This is a genomic window from Limimaricola sp. G21655-S1, assembly GCF_027213785.1.
Lineage (GTDB): Bacteria > Pseudomonadota > Alphaproteobacteria > Rhodobacterales > Rhodobacteraceae > Limimaricola.
The window spans coordinates 1-2,291 of sequence record NZ_JAPWGO010000060.1; the positions used below are offsets into that span (position 1 = coordinate 1).

The following is a 2,291-nucleotide window of genomic DNA, read 5'->3' on the forward strand; positions in this document are numbered from 1 at the left end:
TGTCCAGCGACATTCGGAACTGGCCCGGGGGCGACACGAAGAACTGGCCCACCCTCATATCGATACGGTTGTGGTTTCGTGGGGGGGGGGGGGGGGGGGGGGGGGGAGACCGCGGGGGGGGGGGGGGGGGGGGGGGGGGGGGGGGGGGGGGGGGGGGGGGGGGGGGGGGGGGGCGAAGCCGGTAGCTGTCGCCTCGGATGGTGATGACGTGGCTGTGGTGTAGCAAACGGTCGAGGATCGCGGTCGCGACCACCGCGTCGCCGAAGACGCTGCCCCATTCACCGACGGCGCGGTTCGAGGTGACGAGCATGGCGCCCCGCCCATAGCGCCGGCTCACCAGTTGGAAGAACAGATGCGCGGCATCGGGTTCGAGGGGCAGGTAGCCGAGTTCATCAACGATCAGCAGCTTCGGCTTGGTATAGTGCGTCAGCCGTTCTTCGAGGCGTCCATCGGCCTGCGCCTTGGCCAGGTTCGCCACCAACTCCATGGCTCCAGTGAAGAGCACGGTGTATCCGGCGACGATCGCCTCACGGCCAAGGGCAACGGCCAGATGGCTTTTCCCCACCCCCGGGGGGCCGAGCAGCAGGAGCGCGTCGCCGTTGGCAATGAAGCGCCCGGTGGCGAGGTCGCGGATTTGGCCGCGATCGAGCGAGGGCTGTGCGGTGAAATCGAAGCCGCCAAGGTCGCGCACGAAGGGAAACTTCGCCAATCCGAAGCTCATGTCGATGCGGCGCTGGTCCTTGCGGGCGATCTCGCGTTGGCAAAGAAACGCCAGGGCATCGCGTAGGGTCATTTCTCCCCGCACTGCTTCGTCGAGCAGCGAGTCAAGTTGATCACGGATTGCGGTCAGCTTCAGCCGGGTCAGCATCCGGTCCAGCTCCTCTGTCGTAACCGCGCCCATCACCATGCCCCTCCGGCGACCGCCTCGTATTCTGTGAGAGGCCGCAGCAGGGCCGCCTCCGGGATCAAGTCCTCCGAATGTGCCGCAACCGGTTCAGACCTCCGGATCACCCGACCGGCGGCGCCTGCAACCCCCGCGAAGTGGGCATGATCGATAATACGGCCGCGCCGACCGGCACTGCGTCGGTGGCAAGCCACCTCCACACCGACATGGGTGACGCGCACCGTCTCGCCGGTGACAAGCACGCGAACTCGCTCGCCGATCAGCCGCCATGGGACCGAGTAGCTGTTGGTATCGAATTCCACCGCGCAGTCAGACCCGACGCGTCGGCTCACATCCCGCATCGCCAGGAACGGCCCGCATTGGGGACGTGGCTTCAGCTTGCCAGCTTCATCACGCGCAAAGCGCAGCATCGGCGCCTCGCCGGTGGTGCCATGAACCCGTTGGTCGGCAACTTCGCGGGTCCAGTGCTCCAGATGCGCCTCCATGGCCTCAAAGCTGTCGAAGGCGCGTCCAGCGATCGCATTGCTCTTCACGTAGCCGACACCCCGCTCGTCCTTGCCCTTCGTGCGCGGCCGGTAAGGTGCGCAGGCCTTCACCTGAAAGCCCCAATGTCGGGCGAAGGCGTGGAGCTTGGGGTTCACCACGATCTCCCGGCTGGCGACGTCATGGCTCAGGATCAGTGCGCGGGCATTGTCGAGCAACACCTCCTCGGGCACCCCGTCGAACGCTGCGAAGGCGCTTTCCATCCCCTCGAACCAATGCTCTTGGCGCTCGCCGGCAAAGGCCCGCACGTGGATACGGCGGGAATAGCCAAGCGTAGCCACGAAGAACGAGACCAGCTGCGGCAGGCCATCAATTTCCACACGCCGCTGGCCAAAGTCGATTTGAAGCTGCTGGCCCGGCTGCGTCTCGAAACGCACCGTTGCCCGAGCCTCCGCGCGCAGCTCCTGACGTAGATGCGCCACCGCGCGCTCGACCGTGCGCAGGCTCACCCTGATGCCCTTCTCGGCCCAGAGCTCCTGACGGACCACATCGGCATTGCCGGCATGGCGGCGAAACCGTTCCTCAAGCCACGCCTCCAAGCCGTCCAGCGCTTTCGAGCGCGCAGGGGGTGAGGGCTTGTGCCATGCCCCCTCCTTCAACCAGCGCCGCGCCGTCGTTCGAGAGCATCCAAGCTCCGCCGCAATCCGACGGGCGCCCCACCCGAGCGACTTCAAGCGCAGCATCGCCGACACATCGTCCGGCTCTTTCATGACGTCCCTCCGCAGACCCTCGGTCCGCAGGAGCTTCTCAGTCGCTGGAATGCTCATCCAGTATCCCCTCATGGCTTATCGAGGGGGCCAGTTCCTCGTGTCGCCACAGGGCCAGTTTGTCGTGTCGCCTGACA

General features: G+C 66.3%; 2 protein-coding genes. Both read right to left on the bottom strand.

The annotated features are described in order from the left end of the window. The coding region (gene istB, locus O4G76_RS19770; RefSeq protein ID WP_269398870.1) for an IS21-like element helper ATPase IstB at positions 1-907 on the bottom strand (907 nt) is incomplete at its 3' end. Continuing rightward, a complete protein-coding gene (gene istA, locus O4G76_RS19775; RefSeq protein WP_269398871.1) occupies positions 901-2,157 on the bottom strand; it encodes an IS21 family transposase in 1,257 nt (418 codons plus the stop codon). The genes istB and istA, both read right to left, overlap by 7 nt. Positions 2,158-2,291: the final 134 nt, after the last annotated feature.